The sequence below is a fragment of the Pandoraea sputorum genome (assembly GCF_000814845.2).
In the GTDB taxonomy this organism is placed as follows: domain Bacteria; phylum Pseudomonadota; class Gammaproteobacteria; order Burkholderiales; family Burkholderiaceae; genus Pandoraea; species Pandoraea sputorum.
Genome location: NZ_CP010431.2, coordinates 5,077,801 through 5,098,557 on the forward strand (window position 1 = coordinate 5,077,801; position 20,757 = coordinate 5,098,557).

General features: G+C 62.8%; 18 protein-coding genes. 2 read left to right on the top strand and 16 right to left on the bottom strand.

Annotated features, from left to right (window positions below):
• Positions 1-16 precede the first annotated feature (16 nt).
• The 15 genes from ftsA to coq7 form a co-directional block, all read right to left on the bottom strand.
• Entirely contained in the window at positions 17-1,249 is a 1,233-nt protein-coding gene (ftsA, locus tag NA29_RS22430; RefSeq protein ID WP_010806905.1) for a cell division protein FtsA, read from the bottom strand.
• Between the two features lie 22 nt (positions 1,250-1,271).
• Entirely contained in the window at positions 1,272-2,105 is an 834-nt protein-coding gene (locus NA29_RS22435; RefSeq protein ID WP_039393347.1) for a cell division protein FtsQ/DivIB, read from the bottom strand.
• Positions 2,106-2,152: 47 nt separating this feature from the next.
• Positions 2,153-3,091 carry a D-alanine--D-alanine ligase gene (locus tag NA29_RS22440; protein WP_046293132.1) on the bottom strand — a complete coding sequence of 313 codons (939 nt, stop codon included), beginning with the start codon at positions 3,089-3,091 and terminating at the stop codon, positions 2,153-2,155.
• A 46-nt stretch (positions 3,092-3,137) separates the two neighbouring features.
• Positions 3,138-4,547 (bottom strand): UDP-N-acetylmuramate--L-alanine ligase, encoded by a 1,410-nt coding sequence (murC, locus tag NA29_RS22445; RefSeq protein WP_039393350.1) that lies wholly within the window; start codon positions 4,545-4,547, stop codon positions 3,138-3,140.
• A 1-nt stretch (position 4,548) separates the two neighbouring features.
• Positions 4,549-5,652 carry an undecaprenyldiphospho-muramoylpentapeptide beta-N-acetylglucosaminyltransferase gene (murG, locus tag NA29_RS22450; RefSeq protein ID WP_084104048.1) on the bottom strand — a complete coding sequence of 368 codons (1,104 nt, stop codon included), beginning with the start codon at positions 5,650-5,652 and terminating at the stop codon, positions 4,549-4,551.
• Positions 5,649-6,917, bottom strand: coding sequence for a putative lipid II flippase FtsW (gene ftsW / locus NA29_RS22455; RefSeq protein WP_039393354.1), 1,269 nt, complete (start codon positions 6,915-6,917; stop codon positions 5,649-5,651). The genes murG and ftsW overlap by 4 nt, the downstream gene beginning before the upstream one ends.
• Entirely contained in the window at positions 6,914-8,440 is a 1,527-nt protein-coding gene (gene murD, locus NA29_RS22460) for a UDP-N-acetylmuramoyl-L-alanine--D-glutamate ligase (protein ID WP_039393355.1), read from the bottom strand. The genes ftsW and murD overlap by 4 nt, the downstream gene beginning before the upstream one ends.
• Positions 8,441-8,660: 220 nt before the next feature.
• The gene (gene mraY / locus NA29_RS22465; RefSeq protein WP_039393356.1) at positions 8,661-9,830 is read right to left on the bottom strand and encodes a phospho-N-acetylmuramoyl-pentapeptide-transferase; all 1,170 of its coding nucleotides are present in this window, start codon (positions 9,828-9,830) and stop codon (positions 8,661-8,663) included.
• Between the two features lie 15 nt (positions 9,831-9,845).
• The gene (locus NA29_RS22470) at positions 9,846-11,270 is read right to left on the bottom strand and encodes a UDP-N-acetylmuramoyl-tripeptide--D-alanyl-D-alanine ligase (RefSeq protein ID WP_224786941.1); all 1,425 of its coding nucleotides are present in this window, start codon (positions 11,268-11,270) and stop codon (positions 9,846-9,848) included.
• Complete coding sequence (locus NA29_RS22475; RefSeq protein WP_039401455.1) at positions 11,267-12,805, bottom strand: UDP-N-acetylmuramoyl-L-alanyl-D-glutamate--2,6-diaminopimelate ligase; 1,539 nt, start codon at positions 12,803-12,805, stop codon at positions 11,267-11,269. Before NA29_RS22475 ends, NA29_RS22470 begins: the two co-directional genes overlap by 4 nt.
• Before the next feature lie 32 nt (positions 12,806-12,837).
• Entirely contained in the window at positions 12,838-14,613 is a 1,776-nt protein-coding gene (locus tag NA29_RS22480) for a peptidoglycan D,D-transpeptidase FtsI family protein (RefSeq protein WP_039393357.1), read from the bottom strand.
• Complete coding sequence (gene ftsL / locus NA29_RS22485) at positions 14,610-14,954, bottom strand: cell division protein FtsL (RefSeq protein ID WP_039393358.1); 345 nt, start codon at positions 14,952-14,954, stop codon at positions 14,610-14,612. The genes NA29_RS22480 and ftsL overlap by 4 nt, the downstream gene beginning before the upstream one ends.
• Positions 14,951-15,904 carry a 16S rRNA (cytosine(1402)-N(4))-methyltransferase RsmH gene (rsmH, locus tag NA29_RS22490; RefSeq protein WP_039393359.1) on the bottom strand — a complete coding sequence of 318 codons (954 nt, stop codon included), beginning with the start codon at positions 15,902-15,904 and terminating at the stop codon, positions 14,951-14,953. The genes ftsL and rsmH overlap by 4 nt, the downstream gene beginning before the upstream one ends.
• A gap of 22 nt (positions 15,905-15,926) precedes the next feature.
• Positions 15,927-16,355, bottom strand: coding sequence for a division/cell wall cluster transcriptional repressor MraZ (gene mraZ, locus NA29_RS22495; protein ID WP_010806918.1), 429 nt, complete (start codon positions 16,353-16,355; stop codon positions 15,927-15,929).
• A gap of 421 nt (positions 16,356-16,776) precedes the next feature.
• Positions 16,777-17,424, bottom strand: a complete 648-nt coding sequence (coq7, locus tag NA29_RS22500; RefSeq protein WP_039393360.1) for a 2-polyprenyl-3-methyl-6-methoxy-1,4-benzoquinone monooxygenase — start codon at positions 17,422-17,424, stop codon at positions 16,777-16,779.
• Between the two features lie 318 nt (positions 17,425-17,742).
• Between coq7 and NA29_RS22505 the strand changes: the two genes are divergently transcribed.
• Positions 17,743-18,900 carry a porin gene (locus tag NA29_RS22505; RefSeq protein WP_039393361.1) on the top strand — a complete coding sequence of 386 codons (1,158 nt, stop codon included), beginning with the start codon at positions 17,743-17,745 and terminating at the stop codon, positions 18,898-18,900.
• Positions 18,901-19,084: 184 nt separating this feature from the next.
• On the top strand, positions 19,085-19,564 hold the full coding sequence (locus tag NA29_RS22510) for a MarR family winged helix-turn-helix transcriptional regulator (protein WP_039393362.1): 480 nt from the start codon (positions 19,085-19,087) through the stop codon (positions 19,562-19,564).
• Positions 19,565-19,601: 37 nt separating this feature from the next.
• Here the strand turns inward: NA29_RS22510 and NA29_RS22515 are convergent, their stop codons facing one another.
• Positions 19,602-20,735, bottom strand: a complete 1,134-nt coding sequence (locus tag NA29_RS22515; RefSeq protein ID WP_052252326.1) for an aminopeptidase — start codon at positions 20,733-20,735, stop codon at positions 19,602-19,604.
• Positions 20,736-20,757 lie beyond the last annotated feature (22 nt).

The window sequence follows — 20,757 nt, forward strand, 5'->3', positions numbered from 1 at the left end:
TCTGTAAAAAGACAACTTAAAAATTGCTGAAGAACCAGTCGCGCATCCGCGTCCAGACCTGGTTCGCTTGCCCCGACTGCACAGCGACCTTGCGGCCGCGCATGCGTTGGGAACGTCCTTCGAGCAGCAGCCCCATCGCCGTGGCGTAGCGCGGGCTGCGCACCACGTCGGCCAGACCGCCTGCGTATTCCGGCACACCGATGCGCACGGGCTTGAGGAAGATGTCCTCGCCCAGCTCGACCATGCCCGGCATCATTGCCGCGCCGCCGGTGAGCACGATGCCCGAGGACAGCAGTTCTTCGTAACCCGACTCGCGCACCACTTGCTGCACCAGCGAGAACAGCTCTTCGACACGCGGCTCGATCACCGCAGCCAGCGCCTGACGCGAGAGCGTGCGCGGACCGCGCTCGCCCAGCCCCGGCACTTCGATCATTTCGTCCGGATCGGCCAGCGACTGCTTGGCGATGCCGTGCTGAATCTTGATGTCTTCCGCATCCGGCGTCGGCGTGCGAACGGCCATCGCGATATCGCTCGTGATCTGATCGCCCGCAATCGGAATCACGGCCGTGTGACGGATCGCCCCTTCGCTGAAGATCGCGATGTCGGTCGTGCCACCGCCGATGTCGATCAGCACCACACCGAGTTCCTTCTCGTCTTCCGTGAGCACCGAGATGCTCGACGCCAGCGGTTGCAGAATCAGGTCGTTCACTTCGAGGCCACAACGGCGCACGCACTTGACGATGTTCTGTGCCGCCGACACCGCGCCGGTCACGATATGCACCTTCACTTCGAGACGGATACCGCTCATGCCGATCGGCTCGCGCACATCTTCCTGACCGTCGATGATGAATTCCTGCGTGAGGATATGCAGCACCTGCTGATCGGTCGGGATGTTGATTGCCTTGGCCGTTTCGATGACGCGCGCCACGTCGGCCTGCGTCACTTCCTTGTCCTTGATCGCCACCATGCCGCTCGAATTGAAGCTGCGGATGTGACTGCCGGCGATACCGGTGAACACGTTGGTGATCTTGCAGTCGGCCATCAGCTCCGCTTCTTCGAGCGCACGCTGAATGGACTGCACTGTGGCCTCAATGTTCACCACCACGCCCTTTTTCAGGCCGCGCGATTCACTCTGGCCGAGGCCGATGACTTCATAGCGGCCTTCAGGGCGCAGTTCGGCCACCACCGCCACGACTTTCGACGTGCCGATATCGAGGGCGACCAACAGATCCTTGTAATCTTTGCTCATAGCGTGTGTAAGTCCTGAAGTCTCACTGGCTTCGCTTTACCGGCGCGACAGGTTTCGCCGCCGGCTTCTGCGAATCCCGCTTTTGCACGGGTGTCGCGGCAAGCTTCTTGGCCTGTTCTTCGCTCAAGAAACGCATGCCTGCGGCACGCACTGCAAAACCGTTCGGGTACCGCAGATCGGCATACTCGATCTGATTTCCCCAGCGTGCCGCTACCTGCGGATACGCCTGTACGAAGCGTCGGCTGCGCGTGGCGAGGGTCTCGGGGGTCCGCTCCCGCCCCAGCGCCAGTTGCACGCCCCCTGCGAGCCGCACGCCCCAGGCGTAGCGATTCGACAGCGTGACGGCTTCGGGTTTCATATTCAGCGGCGCGAACCACTTCACGAAGTCGTAGTACCGCGCCGTCACATCCTTCTCGCTGCCCGGTGGCCCCGCGAACTCCGGCAACTTGCCGTCGTCCTCGGCTTCCGCCAGGTTGGCTGCGAACAACTCGCCGTCCACACTCACCAGACGGCCGTCGTTCCACGTGGCCAGCGGTTTGTACTCCTCGATCGTCACCGCGAGCTGGTTCGGCCAGACACGCCGCACGCTCGCATGACGCACCCAGGGCACTGCTTCGAACGCCGCTCGCGTGGCGTCCAGATCGATCGTGAAGAAGTTGCCCTTCAGCCTCGAGACCGCATTCGCCCGCAAAGTCGGTCCGTTGATGTGGGACACGTCCCCATCGATCTGAATCGCCTTGAGCGTGAAAACCGGCCGCTGAATCAGCCAATGACCGCCCGCCGCGAGCGCCGCCAGCACGACGAGCGCGACGAGCACACTCGCAATGGCGTTGAGCAGGCGTACGTTGTGCCACATGGCGATTTGCTTTCCGTATCAGGGCGTTCTTCAACGCGTTCAATGTCTTACTCGGGTTTCCACTGCGCGTTCGGATGCAGATCGAGCGTCGCAGTTGCCAGAATTTCAACCACCAGGTCTTCGTACGACAGGCCCGCCGCGCGCGCCGAAATCGGCACCAGCGAGTGACCGGTCATGCCCGGCGACGTATTGATCTCCAACAGGTACGGCTTGTTATCGCGCTTGCGCAGCATCACGTCGGCACGGGCCCACCCACGGCAGCCGAGCACGAGGTAGGCGCGCAACACGAGGCGCTGCACTTCCTCTTGCAAGGACACCGACAACGGCGGCGGGCATTCGTAGCGCGTGTCGTCCTTGAAGTACTTGTTCTGGTAGTCGTAGTTCGCGTCCGGCGCGACGATACGGATAACCGGCAGCGAACGGGCGGCATTCGCACCCTTCGTGCCCACGCCAAGCACCGGCACGGTCAACTCGTCGCCGTCGATGAACTCTTCGGCAAGCACGTCCGGGTCGAGCGCCACCGCCTTCTCGAACGCCGCCTTCAGTTGCGAGGCTTCCGTGACCTTCGTCAGACCGATGGTCGAACCTTCTCGCGACGGCTTGACGATGAGCGGCAATCCGAGATCGCGCGCGACGGCATCGAAGTCGGTGTCGGCATTCAGCATCGTGAAGCGCGGCGTCGGCAGCCCTTCGTTGATCCAGATGCGCTTGGTCATCTCCTTGTCCATCGCCAGCGCGGAAGCCAACACGCCACTGCCGGTGTACGGCACACCCAGATGTTCGAGCGCGCCCTGAATCGTGCCGTCTTCGCCGTAGCGGCCATGCAATGCGATGAACACACGGTCGAACTTCTGCTCGGCGAGCGCGGCGAGATCATGCATACCCGTATCGAATGCATGCGCATCGACGCCGCGCGAGCGCAGCGCTTCGAGCACACCATTGCCCGAAATCAGCGAGATCTGACGCTCGGCCGAGCGCCCGCCCATCAGGACGCCAACCTTGCCGAAACGTTTCGGATCGAAAGCACTCACGTCAAACTCCTTGCTGAACTTGCAACTTGCCGGGCACCGCGCCGATGGACCCGGCACCCATGGTGATTACGACGTCGCCCGCACGGGCGACTTGCAGAATGGCGTCGGGCAGTTGCGCGACGTCTTCCACGAAAACGGGTTCCACCTTGCCCGCGACACGCAAAGCGCGCGCCAGCGCACGACCGTCGGCAGCCACGATGGGCGCCTCACCGGCCGAATAGACTTCGCCGAGCACGACGGCATCCGCATCGGAGAGCACTTTCACGAAGTCCTCGAAGCAGTCGCGCGTACGCGTGTACCGATGCGGCTGGAACGCCAGCACGATGCGACGACCGGGAAACGCACCGCGCGCTGCGGCCAGTGTTGCCGCCATCTCGACCGGGTGATGACCGTAGTCGTCGATCAACGTGAACGAGCCGGTGCCACTGGACTTCGGCAGCGAGATTTCGCCATATCGCTGAAAACGTCGGCCCACGCCGTTAAATTCCGCCAGCGCCTGTTGAATCGCAGCGTCCGGCACTTCGAGTTCGGTCGCGATCGCAATCGCGGCCAGCGCATTGCGCACGTTGTGCTCGCCCGGCAGGTTGAGCGTGATATCGAGCGGTGCCGCACCCGCGCCAAACTTACGCAGCACGGTGAAGCGCATCTGTCCGCCGTCTGCGCGCACGTCGATGGCGCGCACCTGCGCGTCGTCCGACAGGCCATAACGCACGATCGGCTTCGAGACGAACGGAAGGATTTCGCGCACGTTCGGATCGTCGACACACAGTACCGCGATGCCGTAGAACGGCAGACGCTGCGTGAAGGCGACGAAGGATTGCTTCAGACGGGCAAAGTCGTGCCCGTATGTATCCATGTGATCGGCATCGATGTTCGTGATGACTTCGATGACCGGATTCAGATTCAGGAACGAGGCGTCCGATTCGTCCGCCTCGACCACGATGAAATCACCCGTGCCGAGTTTCGCGTTCGCCCCGGCGCTGTTCAGACGGCCGCCGATCACGAACGTCGGATCGAGCCCGCCCTGCGCAAGCACGCTGGCCACGAGACTCGTCGTGGTCGTCTTGCCGTGCGTGCCCGCAATGGCGACGCCCTGCTTCAGACGCATGAGTTCCGCGAGCATCAGCGCGCGCGGCACGATCGGAATCTGACGTGCACGGCCTGCGAGCACTTCCGGGTTGTCCGCCGTGATGGCGGTGGAGACGACGATGGCGTCGGCCCCTTCGATATGTTCGGCAGCATGGCCGCGTGCAATACGCGCGCCAAGACCGGCGAGACGCTGCGTGACCGCGTTGTCGCCGAGATCGGAGCCGCTCACCTGATAACCCAGGTTAAGCAACACCTCGGCAATGCCGCTCATGCCCGAGCCGCCAATGCCGACGAAGTGAATATGTTTGACGATGTGTTTCATTTCAATCCTTGGCCAGAGCCGCGCACACGCGCGCCACTTGTTCGGTGGCGTCCGGCTTGGCGAGCGCCCTGGCTTTCTCTCCCATCGCGAGCAGCGATTCGCGCGTCTGACGGCGCAACCACTCGGCCAGGGTCTCGACCGACAGCTCGCGCTGGTCGATCAGCGTTGCCGCGCCCTTGTCGGCGAGGAAACGCGCATTCGTTGTCTGGTGGTCGTCGACCGCGTGCGGGAACGGCACGAACAGTGCCGCCACGCCCGCCGCCGCCACTTCGGCCACCGTCATCGCGCCCGCCCGGCAGATCACCAGATCCGCCCCGGCATAGGCCGCGACCATGTTGTCGATGAACGGCAGTGCTTCGACCGTCACCCCCGCTGCGGCGTAATTCGCCTGCAACGTCTGAATATGTTTGACGCCCGCCTGATGCGTGACCTGCGGACGATCTTCGCGCGGCAGCTTCGCCAGCGCCTTCGGCACGATTTCGTTGAGCACCGTCGCGCCCAGACTTCCCCCGACGACCAGAATGCGCAGCGGTCCGGTACGCGCGTTGTAGCGCTCGGCCGGTTCGGCCATCTCGTCGAAGTCGGCGCGAATCGGATTGCCGACCCACTCGCCCCCCGGAATCGTGTCGGGGAACGCGAGCAACACCTTGTCCGCCACGCGCGCGAGCACCTTGTTCGCCATGCCCGCCACCGAGTTCTGTTCGTGCAACACCAGCGGACGCCCCAACAGCGACGCCATCATCCCCGCCGGGAACGTGATGTAGCCGCCCATGCCGAGCACGACGTTCGGCTTCGCGCGACGAATCGCACCGATGCTCTGCCAGAACGCGCGCAGCAGATTGAGCGGCAGCAGGAACTTGGTCATCAAGCCCTTACCGCGCAACCCGCCGAACTTCACGAACTCCATCGGAATGTCGTACTTCGGCACCAGCGTGGCTTCCATGCCGGACGGGTTGCCGAGCCAGACCACGCGCCACCCCTGCACACGCAGGAAGTTGGCGACCGCGAGCCCCGGGAAGACGTGACCGCCCGTGCCGCCGGCCATGACCAGCAGCGTGCGTGTCTTCGTCTGCGGTGCCGGCATCGCGGTAGCGCGCTCGGTCATACCTTGCCTCCCCGCATCAGCACGCGGTTTTCGTAATCCACCCGCAGCAAGATCGCCACGGCCACACAGTTGAGCAAGATGCCCGAGCCGCCGTAACTGACCAGCGGCAACGTCAGCCCCTTGGTCGGCAGCAGGCCGAGATTCACGCCCATATTGATGAAGGTCTGCGCCCCCAGCCACACGCCCACGCCCTTGGCGAGCAGCCCGGCGAACGTGCGCTCCAGCGCCAGCGCCTGACGTCCGATTTCGAACGCGCGGCGTACCAGCCAGTAAAAGAGCAGGATGACGACCAGCACGCCGACGAACCCGAACTCCTCGCCGATCACCGCGAGGATGAAGTCGGTGTGCGCTTCGGGCAGGTAGTGCAGTTTTTCGATGCTGCCGCCGAGCCCCACGCCGGTCCATTCGCCGCGTCCGAACGCGATGAGCGAGTGCGTCAGCTGATAAGCCTTGCCGAGGGCGTAGTCTTCGCGCCACGGATCGAGATATGCAAAGATCCGCTCGCGACGCCACGGCGACAGCCAGATCAGCATCGCGAACGTGCCGACTGCCGTGAGCGCCAGACCGCCGAACAAGCGTCCGTTCACGCCGCCAAGGAAAAGAATGCCCATGGCGATGGCCGCGACCACCATGAACGCGCCCATGTCCGGCTCGAGCAGCAGCAGCATGCCGACGAACACGACGGCAATCCCCATCGGCAGGAAGCCCTTGCCGAAGCTCTGCATGAACTCCTGCTTACGCACGGTATAGTTCGCGGCGTACAGCGTGACGGCGAGCTTCATGATTTCGGACGGCTGAAGGTTCAGCACGCCAAACGGAATCCAGCGCTTCGACCCGTTCACGCCTTTGCCCACGTGCGGGATCAGCACGATCACCAGCAGCAGCAGCGCCAGCAGAAAGAGCTTCGGCGCGAGCTTGTCCATCGTCTTGACCGGAATCCGGAAGGTGATGACCGCCGCGACCAGCCCGATCGTGAGCGACACGATGTGACGACCGAGGAAGTGGAACGTCGAATAACCGCTGTACTTCGGCGAGTCCGGCAACGCGACCGACGCCGAATAGACCATGATCAGACCGAGCGACAGCAGCGAGATCACCACCCATACGAGTGCGTGATCGTATTCGAGCATGCGCGAGCGCGTCGGCTTGATGCTGCCGAGCGTGCGGTTCGCCGCCGTGGTCGCTGCGCCCGGCGCATTGGCCGTGCCCGCACCGGCGAAACCGGCCTGACGCTTCTTGCTGAAGAACGACTTGATACGGTTCATAGCATCACCCCCGCGTCGGCGGCCAGATCAACGACGGTATCGCGAAACACGTTTGCGCGATGCTCGTAGTTGCGGAACATGTCAAAGCTCGCACAGGCCGGCGAAAGCAGCACGGCATCGCCAGGCTGCGCCAGACGGGCGGCTTCGCGTGTGGCGTCTTCCAGCGTCGCGGCGTCGATCAGATCGACACCGGTGTCCGTGAGCGCTTCGCGCAGCAGCGGCGCGTCGCGACCGATCAGCAGCACCGCGCGTGCGTGATGTGCGACCGGATTGGCCAGCGGCGAGAAATCCTGCCCCTTGCCGTCGCCGCCGAGAATCAGGAGCAGCTTCTTTTCGAGTCCCGTAATCGCCGCGACCGTCGCGCCGACGTTGGTGCCCTTGCTGTCGTCGTAGAACTCGACTTCGTTGATCGTAGCGACGAGCTGAACACGATGCGGCTCGCCCGGATACTCACGCAGACCGTGCAGCAGCTTGGCCAGCGGCAGATCGATCGCGCGGGCGAGTGCGAGCGCCGCCAGGGCGTTCGCGGCGTTGTGCTGACCGCGAATGCGCAGCGCGTCGGCCGGCATCAGACGCTTGCCCAACACCTCGACCGTGGCTTCCGGTGCACCCGCCTTGCGACGCTTGGGTGCGGGCGGCGCGTCGTCGCGCGTGAAGCCCTCGACCAGCCACCACATGCCGCCTTCCATCTCCAGACCGAAGTCGCCCACGGCGTCGGGCTTGCCCGTGCCGAAGGTCACCACGTTGGCTTCGGGCGATGCGAACGCGATCACGCGAGCGTCGTCGCGATTGAGCACGCGCACGGTGTTCTCGCCGAAGATGCGTGCTTTGGCTTTGGCGTAGGCGTCCATATCGCCGTGCCAGACCAGATGGTCTTGCGTGATGTTGAGAATGGCCGCCGCATCGGGTGCGAGCGAATGCGTCGTCTCCAACTGGAAGCTGGAGAGTTCGAGGACCCATACGTCGGGGAGCGTGGCGTCGGCGATGCACTCGCTCAAACGGTCGAGTGCCGACGGGCTGATGTTGCCCGCCACGGCCGTACGCTTGCCAGCCCGGCGACACAGCAACCCGGTGAGACTCGTCGTCGTGGTCTTGCCGTTCGTGCCGGTAATTGCGAGCACCTTCGGCGCGTAGCCGCTCGTCGACTTCATGTGACGCAAGGCCTGCGCGAAGAACTCGATTTCACCCCACACCGGCACGCCGCGCTCGGCCGCCTCGGCCAGCAGCGCCGTCACGTCTTCGGCGAGCGGCGAGAGGCCCGGGCTGATGCCGATGAGTTCGATGTCGTCGAGCAATGCGTCGATCTGACCGGCGAATGCGCCGCCCAGGAATTCGGCTTGCGGCGCGTCGATGCGCAGGGTCGCCACGTTCGGTGGTGTCTCCGACGACGCAAAGCGCGTGTCGGCTGCACGCACTCGGCAGCCGTAACGCGCGCACCAACGCGCCATCGCCAGGCCGGACTCTCCCAGACCCAGGATCAGGACACGCGGTTGCCAGGATTCACCAAACTTCTCGCCGAACACGTCGCTCTTTCCTTTATCGATTCAAACAACCTACGAATGCATCGCTTCAACGACACCGATCTACTGCTATCGGCGCGAGCGGCCTTACCTTTAGTTCCACTTGCACGAAAGCGACTTCACAAATTTGCGAAGTCGCTATCTTGTGACTTCCTGCCAGTCACGTCTCGTCTTGTTTCGTCTCGTTACGTCGAGACACGCCGACAGCAGCGTCAGCTCAACGTCAGCGCAGCTTCAACGTCGACAAACCGATCAGCACCAGCATCAGCGTGATGATCCAGAAACGGACCACCACCTGCGTTTCTTTCCATCCCGACAGTTCGAAGTGGTGATGCAGCGGTGCCATCTTGAAGATGCGCCGCCCTTCGCCGAATCGCTTCTTGGTGTATTTGAACCAGGTGACCTGCAACATCACCGACAGCGTTTCCGCGACGAACACACCGCCCATCACGAACAGCACGACTTCCTGTCGCACGATCACGGCGACCGTGCCAAGCGCGCCGCCGAGCGCCAGTGCGCCCACGTCGCCCATGAACACCTGCGCCGGATGGGTGTTGAACCATAGGAACGCCAACCCGGCCCCCGACATCGCCGAACAGAACACGAGCAACTCACCTGCGCCCGGTATGTGGGGGAAAAGCAGGTACTTCGAGTAGACGACGTTGCCCATCACGTAAGCGAACACGCCGAGCGCCGCGCCGACCAGCACGACCGGCATGATGACCAGACCGTCGAGGCCGTCCGTGAGGTTAACGGCGTTGGACGAGCCGACGATGACAAAGTAGGTCAACGCGATGAAGCCAAACACACCCAGCGGGTAGCTCATCGTCTTGAAGAACGGCACGATGAAGTCCGCTTTAGGCGGCAAATCGAGCGGAAAGCCGTTGCGCACCCAACTGATGAACAGCTCGAAGACCTTCAGGTTGCTCGTCTCCGAGACGGAGAACGCCAGATAAATCGCGGCGAACAGACCGATGATCGATTGCCAGAAATACTTCTCGCGCGACGACATGCCGCGCGGGTCCTTGAAGACGACTTTCCGGTAATCGTCGATCCAGCCGATGATCCCGAAGCCCAGCGTGACCAGCAGCACGATCCAGATGAAACGGTTGCTCAGATCCGCCCAGAGCAGCGTGGCGACGGTGATGCCGATGAGAATCAGCACACCGCCCATCGTGGGCGTGCCCGACTTCACAAGGTGCGTCTGCGGGCCGTCGGTACGCACGGCCTGACCCACCTTCATCTCGGCGAGCTTGCGAATGACCATCGGCCCGAACGAGAGCCCGATCACCAGCGCCGTGAGGCTTGCCATCACGGCCCGAAACGTCAGGTAGTTGAACACGCGCAAATAGCTCGCATCCGCTTGCAGCCATTGCGCCAACGTCAGCAACATTCCATCAATCCTTTATCACTTGGCCGGGGCGTTGCCGCCCCCGCTTTCACTCGTCGCGCGCAACTGTTCGAGCACGCGCTCCATCCGCATAAAGCGGCTTCCCTTCACCAGCACCGTCGCCGGCGCACTCAACGTGGCGTTCAGCGTCGCTACGAGCGGCGCCACGTCGTTCACATCCGAAAAATGTTCGCCACCGTCGCCGAACGCGACAACGCTGGCCTGCGTCTGCTCACCCAACGCCAGCAGGCGATCGATACCGCGCTGTGCGGCGTATTCGCCCACTTCGCGGTGGAATGCGGGACCGTTGTCGCCGACCTCGCCCATATCGCCAAGCACCAGAACACGCGGTGCGGGCGTCTGCGCAAGTACGTCGATTGCGGCCAATACGGAATCGGGGTTCGCATTATAGGTGTCGTCGATCAGCGTGACACCCGCGAGCGGTCCCTTCGACAGCGTGGACACCTGAAGTCGGCCTTTGACGGCAGAGAACGCTTCGAGTGCCCGCACGATCGAACCGATGTCCACGTGCGCACCCAGAGCGCAGGCGATTGCGGCCAACGCGTTGCGTGCGTTGTGCTCGCCGAGTAGCGGCAGCGTGAGCGAAAACTCGCCGGCAGGTGACGCCACGCGCAACACACGCGTCGCTACGTCGTACCGCCCCGACACTGCCGCACGCGCATCCAGCGCGAAGTCCAGCACGCGACGCTTGCCTGCCACCTCGCGCCACATCGGTGCGAATTCGCTCTCTGCCGGGAAGACGGCCACGCCGTCGTCAGGCAGCGCCGCCAGCACAGCCGAATGTTCTTCGGCCACGGCGGCCACGTTCACCATGAATTCCTGATGCTCGCGTTGCGCGTTGTTGATGACGGCCACCGTTGGCTGCGCGATCTTCGCCAGATACGCGGTCTCACCCGGATGATTCATGCCGAGTTCGAGCACCGCGAGTTTGTCGCCGTCTTTCAGACGGAACAGCGTGAGCGGCAGGCCGATGTCGTTATTGAAGTTCCCGGCCGTCGCCAGACGTGCGTCCGCGCCCGCCGCCTCGGCAAAAATCGCCGAGATCATTTCCTTGACGGTCGTCTTGCCATTGCTACCCGTGACCGCGACGACCGGAATCGCGAAGCGGCGACGCCATGCGGCGGCCAGTTCGCCCAGCGCGATGCGCGTGTCGGGCACGATCAGCGCTGGCGTCTCGAAACCGTCCGGCACGTGGGTCGCGACCACAGCGGCTGCGCCTGCGCGCGCCACATCGGACAGAAAATCGTGTGCATCGAAACGCTCGCCCTTGAGCGCCACGAACAGATCGCCCGGCTGCACCGAACGGCTATCCGTCACGATGCGGGCAAACGCCGTCGACGGCGCGCCAGTCACGCGCGAATCCGTCACGGCGGCCTGTGCGTCGCTCAGTTGCCACATGATGGCGTGCATCGTCGGCGTCATTCGCCACCTCCGCGCACCGTGGTCGCACGCGCGGCGAGTGCCAGACGCGCGTGTTCCTGATCGGAGAACGGCCGCTTCTTGCCCATGATTTCCTGTGTGCTTTCGTGTCCCTTGCCCGCAATCAGCACGACGTCCGCGGCCTGCGCGCCGCGCACGGCCTGAAGAATCGCGCTTGCGCGGTCTTCGATGCGACGTGCAGCGTCCGGCTGCGCGAGACCGGCGGCGATCTGCGCCATGATCTCGGCGGGTACTTCGGTGCGCGGGTTGTCGCTCGTGAGCACGATGGCGTCCGCCAGACGCTCGGCGACCGCCCCCATCTGCGGACGCTTGCCCGCATCGCGATCGCCACCGCAACCGAACACGCAAACGAGCTTGCCGCCGCGTGCTTGCGTGACCGGCCGCAGGGCGGCCAGTGTTTTGTCGAGTGCGTCGGGCGTATGGGCGTAATCGATCACCACCAACGGCTGCCCCGGCTGTCCGATCTGCTCCATGCGACCGGACACCGGCGCGAGCGTTGCGAGTCCGGCGATGGCGGCATCTTGCGCGACACCAGAGGCCAGTGCTGCGCCCAGCACGGCAAGGGCGTTGCTGATGTTGAACTCACCGATCAGAGGCACCGTCACTTGCTGGCTCTGATCATCGATATGCAGCGTGAAGCGCGTGCCCGCAGTCGTTGCGCGAATGTCTTCCGCACGCAGCACGCGGTTGCCGTGCGCCGACGTCTCAGCACCGTGAATGCCGTATTCAAAGACCGGTGTCTTACCCGCCAGACGCGTCAGCAAACGCTGCCCCATCGCATCGTCGCGATTGATGACCGCAGCCTTCAGTCCGGGCCAGTCGAACAGACGCGTCTTGGCCGCTTCGTACTCGGCCATCGTGCCGTGATAGTCGAGGTGATCCTGCGTCAGGTTGGTGAACACCGCCACGTCGAACGCCACACCGTTCACGCGGCCCTGATACAAACCGTGCGACGACACCTCCATCGCGACCGCTGCAGCGCCTTGTGCGCGCAGATCGTCGAGGCTGCGTTGCAACTGGACGGCGTCGGGTGTGGTGAAGCCCGTCACAGTGAGATGACCGGGGAAGCCGCTGCCCAGCGTACCGATCACGGCACTGCGCACGTTCGTCTTCGAGAGCAATTGCGCCAGCCATTGGCTGCACGACGTCTTGCCGTTGGTCCCCGTCACGCCGAACATCGTCATGCCGACGCTCGGCTCGCCGTACCACAGCGCCGCCAGCGGGCCCGCGAGCCAGTCGAGGCGCGCCACGCCAAACTGCGGCACGTTAGCGAGCGACGTGAGCGACGCTGGCCAGGTGAAATCGTCGCTCTGCCAGAGCACTGCGGCAGCACCGCGCTCGACGGCGTCGGCAATGAAGCCACGGCTATCGGCGCCCTTCACCGCGTAGGCGACGAACACGTCACCCGATGTCACGCGACGGCTATCCGCATGCAACGTGGCACCCGCGGGCACCGTGCGGCGCAGCCAGTCCCACGCCTGCGCGAGCGCGGCGCGATCGGTGGCGTCCGCGACCATGGCGAACGTGGCGGGATTTTGCGGCGTCGGGGTCACGGTGCCCATGGCTCGCTCTCCTCCACTTTGTCGCTCACGACGAGCTTCGTCACCGGCGAATCCGGCACCACGTTCAATGCCCGCAACGTCCCGCCCACGATCGACGCGAATGCCGGACCTGCGGCTACGCCACCGTAGTGCGAACCGCGACCCGGCTCGTCAAGCGTGACGGCCACGATAATGCGCGGCTCGGACATCGGCGCCATGCCGACGAACGATGCGCGGTACTTGCTCTTGTCGTAGCCTTTGCCCGATTGCTTGTAGGCCGTGCCGGTCTTGCCGCCCACGCGATATCCGATCACCTGAGCGCGCGTGGCCGTACCACCGGGCGACGTCACCATCTCCAGCATCTTGCGCACTTCGCGCGCAGTCGCAGGCGAGATGACTTGCGTGCCCTTCACGACGCTGCCATCCGTCTTATAGATAGAGATCGGTAGCAATTCGCCGTCGTGAGCGAAGACGGTGTACGCACGCGCCAGTTGAATCAGCGAGGCCGACAGCCCGTAGCCGTAACCCATCGTCGCCTGCTCGATCGGACGCCAGCTCTTGGCCGGACGCAGACGTCCCGCCACCGCCCCCGGGAAACCGAGCTTCGGTGCCTGACCCAGGCCGACGCTGGTAAACATGTCCCACATTTCCTGCGGCTTCATCTGCAGCGCGATCTTCGCCGTACCGATGTTGCTCGACTTCTGAATGACGCCGGCCACCGTGAGCAGGCCGTAATCGTGGGTGTCGGTGATGTTCGCACCGAAGAAGTTGGCGCGCCCCGTGGTCATGACCGTCGACGTCGGCTTCACATAGCCGTTTTCCATCGCAGCGGCGATGGTGATCGGCTTCATGATGGAGCCGGGCTCGAAGGTGTCGGTGATGACGCGGTTGCGAAGCTGCGCGCCCGTCAGGTTCGTGCGGTTGTTGGGGTTGTACGTCGGCAGGTTCGCCAGCGCGAGCACCTCGCCCGTGCGCACGTCCAGCACCACGGCGCTGGCGGCTTTCGCGCCGGTGCGCTCCATGGCGTCCTTGAGTTCGCTGTAGGCGAGGAACTGGATCTTGCTGTCGATCGAGAGCGTAATGTCGTGGCCGTCGCGCGGTTGCGCGAGGATGTCGATATCTTCGACCACGCGCCCCAGACGATCCTTGATCACCCGGCGGCTGCCCGGGGTTGCGGCCAGATCTTTCTGCATCGACAACTCGACGCCTTCCTGACCGATATCTTCGACGTTCGTGAAGCCCACCACGTGCGCCGCGATCTCGCCTTCCGGATAGAAGCGCTTGTACTCCTTGCGCTGATATACGCCGGGGATGTCGAGGTCTGCGACTTGCTTGGCGACGTCGGGCAGGACCTGACGCTTCACGTAGACGAAGCTCTTTTCCTGATTGAATTTGCGACGCAGATCCGACTCGCTCATCTCGAGCAGCTTCGAGAGCTGACGCACCTGCTGCGTCGAGACGTCGTCGGGCACATCTTCCGGAATCGCCCAGATGGCCTTCACGGGCAGACTGGTGGCAAGCACCTGTCCGTTACGGTCGAACACTTTGCCGCGCGTGGCGGACATCTCCAGTGTGCGTTCGTAACGGCTCTCGCCCTGACGTTGATAGAAGGCGTTGCCCGGCCCCTGAATCCAGAAGGCACGCGCAACCAGCGACGCGAACGCGCCGAAGATCACGAAGACGAGCATCTTCGAGCGCCACATCGGCAGACGCACGGACAGGACCGGGCTGGCAGAGAACTGCACATCCTTGGTCTTGGCCTTGGCGTCTTTGCGGCGAATCATCGTTTGCCTCCGCTCGCAGGGGCGGACGCGGCGCTCGCGGTCGGCACCGGCACATCCACCATCGCGCCCATGCTGCCGGCGGGCGCGGAGAGATATTGCGTGCGGCCGGGCGAGACGGCCTGCATCTTCAGGTCGCTGCGCGCGACGCTCTCGATACGGGCGCTCTTGCTCTGCGCGCTCTGCTCGTATTGGAGACGATCCCAGTCCTGCAGCAATTGATGCTCGAGCGCCTGCTCGCGGTTCAGTTCGACGAACGTGCCGCGCGCACGATATTGCGCGTTGATCAGGGAAAGGGCGCAGCCGATCAGCACGGCGAGCAGGAGGATATTGAGCCGGCTCATGTCGACACCCGCTCCATGACTCGCATGATCGCCGAGCGCGAACGCGCGTTCGCCTCCACCTCGGCGGCGGACGGCTTGATCTTGCGGCTGGCTTTGAACGGCGGCTCGGGAATTTCGTGAGCGCGCAGCGGCACGCGGCGATCCACCGCTGGCGCGCTAGAGCGAGCCTGCATGAAGCGCTTCACGATCCGGTCTTCCAGTGAATGAAAGCTGATCGCCACGAGTCTGCCTCCCGTTTCGAGGACATCGGCCGCCACATCCAGTGCTATCTGCAAGTCCGCAAGCTCTTGATTGACGTGAATCCGTAAAGCCTGAAAGGTACGTGTTGCCGGGTCCTTGCCCTTCTCACGGGTTTTGACGGCGCCCGCCACGATCGCGGCAAGCTCGCGTGTACTGACGAGAGGCCCGAGGCGGTCGGCGTCTGCCCGGCGAGCAACAAGCGCCTTTGCAATCTGAAAAGCAAACCGTTCTTCCCCATAGTCCTTGATGACCTCCGTCATTTCTTCCAGCGTCGCCCGGGCCAGCCAATCGGCAGCCGACTCGCCGCGCGTGGGATCCATGCGCATATCGAGCGGACCGTCGGCCCGAAAACTGAACCCGCGCGCCGGGTCGTCGATTTGCGGCGACGACACGCCCAGGTCCAGCAAAACGCCCGACACCTTGTCGATACCGCGTCGGGCTAACGCCTCGCGCAACGTCGCGAAGCTCTCGTGCTCAATCGAAAATCGCGGATCGGCAATCTTTGCCGCCTCCGCGATCGCTTGGGGATCCTTGTCGAATGCGATCAGTCTCCCCTGGGCACCCAGCCGCTCGAGCAGCCTGCGACTGTGCCCGCCGCGGCCGAATGTGCCGTCGACGTAAACGCCATCGTCGCGCCACAGCAAGGCATCCACGGCCTCCTCTAGCAGGACCGTGCGGTGCTGCATTACCGTTTCCACCGCGTGCGCCATGCTCGTCGGACCACCTGATCTGTCAAAAAGTGAAGTTCTTCAGTGCTTCCGGCATACCCTGCGCCATCGCCGCCTGTTCCTTGGCGGCATACGTCGCGGCATCCCAGAGTTCGAAATGACTGCCCATGCCCAGCAGCATGACTTCCTTGTCCATGCCCGCGGCGGCGCGCAATTCGGGCGCCACCAGGACACGGCCCGCCGAATCCATCTCGACGTCGGCTGCGTTGCCCAGGAAGATGCGTCGCCACCAGTGCGCGTCCATCGGCAGTGCGGCGATCTTGCCGCGGAAGATCTCCCATTCGGGACGCGGGAATAGCAGCAGACATCCATCCGGGTGCTTGGTGATCGTCACCTTGCCTTCAGCGTCGCCCTGAAGCACGTCACGGTGCCGGGCCGGAATCGACATCCGTCCCTTTGCATCCAGTGAAAGTGCCGAGGCTCCCTGAAACACGTGCGCTCCCGTGAGGTTTCGTCTGCCTGCCCGTCATGCCGAAAGAGAAAGATTTTGTGCTCTACACCACACAAAAATACACTTTCTCACACTATTTCCCACTTTAGAGGAGAGTGTATGGGCGGTCAAGCGTTTCGCCCATTTTTCAGAGGGAATTTGGTAGACAGAACAATGACTTAGCTCACTTTCCTAAAGTTGGAAAACGGAATTTTGTCAGGAAAATTAAAGACATAAGTGCGATAGTGAAAGTGGAACCTCATATTTTGAGCATCACTTCGCGCGAGGCCCGTCGGCACTGTCGATACGGCGTAGTGCGCGCTCACGCCGTGCCGACACCATGGAAAACCGGCCGGCACGCACTTACACGAGAGGGAATCGATGCAGGAGGCAGGGGGTCTTTCGGGGAATTCTTGCGGATGCTCTATATATAGTAGGCCGTCGTCGTCATGACCTTTGCCGCCGCGCGCATGACACGCTGGACCGGCGCAGGCAACTCAATGCCGCCAGCGTCACGCGCGGCCTGCCCGTGTTCGATCTCGTCCAGACGCATCTGATCGACGATGGCCCGCGAGCGCAGGTCATGCGCTGGCAAGTCATTGAGATGGCTATCCAGATGATGCTCGACCTGACGCTCAGTCTCGGACATGAAGCCGAGACTCACCTTGTCGCCGAACTTCCCGGCGACGAAACCGATGGTAAAAGCGCCCGCGTACCACAACGGATTGAGCAGACTGGGGCGCGAGCCGAGCTCCGAGAGACGGTGCGCCGTCCACGCGAGGTGGTCCTCTTCTTCCTTGCCCGCATGCTCGAACGCCGAGCGCAACTCCGGGCGCTTCGTCGCCAGCTTCTGCGCCTGATACAGCGCTTGCGCACAAACCTCACCGACGTGATTCACGCGCATGAGGCCGGCAACGTGACGCCGCTCTTGGGATGTCAACGCGTCGTCGCCTACGGGGGCATCGTTATTGTCGGATTGGACTGCGGCGGGAGTCGGACGGGACGCTTGCGTGACACCTGCGATGGCACGCAGACCACGGTCAAGCTCGGAGATCAGACTGTCGGAGAACATCGTACTTTCAACTCACTCAAATCTTTCACAATGCGGAACGCAGGACGATTCTTTCACGTCTGCGGCCAATGATACGCCCCTTTATCCGGCGCGCCTTGCGCGGGCGCAAACGCGCGAAATCCCCGCCAGATGCCGGTTTCCACGATGTTGCGTAAACGAAACAAAACCCGCCGCGAACCCGCGTAAAACCGGCCTTTTCCTTTGCCGCCTAAAGTGAATTTGTTACATTACGTCCAACTTCTCGCGAAGTTGATTAGCAAGGACGTTATCACTAGTGACCTTGTTAAACAAATCTCACAATCCTTTGGAGATCACTCAATGAAAAAGTCGCTTCTCGCTCTGGGTGTGCTCGGCGCATTCGCTGGCGCTGCTCACGCTCAAAGCAGCGTGACCCTGTACGGTATCATCGACGCTGGCCTGCAATACGTCAGCAAGACTGGTGGCAACCTGGCTGGCACGGGTCAGACCAACCACAACTTCCAGTTCGCTAACGGCAACCTGCAAGGTTCGCGTTGGGGCCTGAAGGGTGCTGAGGACCTCGGCGGCGGCCTGAAGGCGATCTTCGTCTTGGAAAACGGCTTCAACCTGGGTTCGGGCACGCTGGGCCAGAACGGCCGTATGTTCGGTCGTCAAGCCTACGTTGGTCTGAGCAGCGCAACGGCTGGTACGTTCACCATCGGTCGTCAGTACGACTCCGTGGTTGACTTCGTCGGCCCGTACGCTTCGGGTAGCCAATGGTCGACGTTCGCGGGCGCTCACCCGTTCGACAACGACAACCTGAACAACTCGTTCCGCGTCAACAACTCGGTCAAGTACACGACGGTCAACTACAACGGCTTCAGCGCCGGCGGTATGTATGGCTTCTCGAACTCGGCTAACAACGGTTCGACGGGTACGGGCTTCGCCAACAACCGTGCTTACTCGTTCGGTCTGGGCTACGCTAACGGCCCGGTGTCGTTCGGCGCAGGTTACTTGATGCTCAGCGCACCGGCTGCTAACTCGACCGGCGTGATCAACAACGGTGGCGATGCTACGACCCCGATGACGCTCGGCGGCCTGGTTGCCAGCGACAAGGCATGGATCGCATCGGCAGGCGGTTCGTACGCCTTCGGTCCGGCCACGCTGGGTCTGGTCTACGCACACAGCGTGTACCAATACGTTGGTGGCGGCAGCTGGAAGTTCGACAACGCCGAACTGAACGCCAAGTACATGCTGACCCCGGCACTGCAACTGGGCGCATCGTACACGTACACGTGGTCGACGCTTAACCTGACGGGCAGCAGCGTGTCGCCGAAGTACCACCAAGTCAACCTGGGCGTCGACTACTTCCTGTCGAAGCGCACGGACACGTACCTGGTTGGTCTGTGGCAACACGCCAACAACGACGCTCCTGGCGGCGCATCGTTGAACGGCCTGGGCTTCTCGAACAGCACGAACCAATTCGCTGTTACGGCCGGTATCCGTCACAAGTTCTAAGCTGACAGTTTCTGTCACTTAGGCTTTGGCGAAAGGGCACCTTCGGGTGCCCTTTTTTTATGCGTCAGGGGCACGGAGTTTCCGCCCTTCGGTGCAATCGCCTGGGCCCCGTAACCGCCCTATCTTGACCCAGCGATTATTTCAAACCTAAAATTTCCATACTGTAAATTTTCCGCCATCGACCATGAGCCTCGCCGACTCCGATTCTCTCGATCTCGAAACGCGAGCCCACGATCGCGAGCACGACGCGCTGCGACTTTGGCTGCGGCTACTCACTTGTGCCAACCTGATCGAGACGGACATCCGCTCACGCCTGCGTCAGGAGTTTGACTGCACGCTTCCGCGCTTCGATTTGCTTGCGCAACTCGATCGCCACCCGGAAGGATTGAAGATGGGGGAGCTCAGTAAGCGGATGATGGTGACTGGCGGAAACGTAACCGGCATCACCGATCAGTTGGAGAAAGAAGGCTGGGTGACGCGCGAGACCGTCGTCAACGACCGCCGCGCGTTTCTGATCAAACTGACGGCGCGCGGAAAGAAGGCGTTTTCCAATATGGCCCGCGCTCACGAGCAATGGATCGAGCAACGCCTTGGCGCGTTGCCGGAAGATCAGCGGCAGCAACTTTATCTGCTGCTGGGGGATTTGAAGTCGGTCATTTCTTAGCGATAGCCAAGTCCCACGAGCGCGGTTCGTGCGCAGATCACCGCACAGCCTGCATCGGCGCGTCCAGTAGCGCTCGGGCAGCGGCAGCCGCCGGTGTACTGTCCAATGCGGCGAGCGTCGCATTTCGCTCAGCTTCCGGCCGTTTTGACATGGCTTTGACCGCCGCATAGAACCTCGGCAGGTCGTCGTGCTCCTGCGCTAGCAGCGCCATAAACGCTGGCACCCACTGGTTATAGGTCGCGAACGACCCGATCTTGGCGTTGTTCAGGTCCGTGGCAAACCACAGATCGAAGCCTTTGTAGCCACCCCAGGACGTCTTCAGTGCGTCGTAATCCGCACGCATGCGATCGAACAGGACGTCCTTGTTCGCCACCTTTTTCGCGTCCGTTTCCGAGCTGTCATACACGGCTTCGAGACGTTTGCGATAGCCATCAACCAATTTGCGGAACTGGCGACGATGCGCATCGTAGCGGTCGTACTCCATCGCCGCGTCGGGGTGCGCGGCGAGCCAGCGCCGAACACCCACCGTCTCGACTGTCACGGCGAAGGACTCGTTAAACGCTGTGTCTCCCCGAACGAACAGAATCTGATGCGCGAGCTCGTGGAAGATCATGCGCGCAACTTCCGCCCGCGGGAGGTAAATGAAGGTGTTGAGCAGTGGATCGTCGAAATAGCCTAGCGTCGAATAGGCCGGGATTCCCGCGACGAAAGTCTCCCATCCATCCCGGTGGAGTTCGGCCGCATATGCTTCCGCGGACTCACGCGAGTAATAACCACGGTACTCGACGCAACCGACGACCAACAGGCACGACTCGTGCAGCTTCAGGGACAGAGCCGGGGCAGCGAAAACGTTGTACACAACGTATGGCCGCTTGAGATCGGCATAGCTGCGATAGCTGCCGTTATCCGGTTCGCCGAGTGCCGAGACAGCGTAGCTGCGAATTTGCTCTGCCTCGATCAGCCGTGTGCGCAAACGCGGATCGATAGACGGGTCCGCCAGCAGATCACTTACTGGCTGCGCTTCGTGCAAGACCGTGAAGTGGCCGTTGATCGACTGCGCGTAGTAGCCGAACTGCGAGCAGCCAGTAAGCCCAATCGCAAGGGCTATCGTCACGGCGAGTCCCGCGCCCCTGGGTGTCCGCCGCAAGAGCGTCGCAAGCAAGTTCGCCATTGCAAGACTCCTGGGTGTTGAT